Below are 204 nucleotides of genomic sequence, written 5' to 3'. Positions count from 1 at the left end.
CACGGCCCGCTCACCGGGCCGCCCGGCGGTGTGCACGCGCAGCGGCACCCCGTCCCCCGCCTTGGTGTCGAGGCGGGCGGATAACCGCCCGAAGTCCGCCGCCGCGGTGTCGTCGACGATGCCGGCGAGCCGGTCGGCGCCCTCGACCCGGCCGTCCGGGGTGAGGGGCAGCCCGGCCAGGTCCAGCCGGTCCGCGATCACCTG

1 pseudogene is annotated in these 204 nt (G+C 78.9%); it reads right to left on the bottom strand.

The annotated features are described in order from the left end of the window. A pseudogene (locus GT042_RS29635) lies at positions 1 to 204 on the bottom strand (hypothetical protein); the annotation flags it as partial.

It is taken from the genome of Streptomyces sp. SID3212, assembly GCF_009865405.1.
Lineage (GTDB): Bacteria > Actinomycetota > Actinomycetes > Streptomycetales > Streptomycetaceae > Streptomyces.
This window is presented reverse-complemented; position numbering and strand designations above follow the sequence as displayed.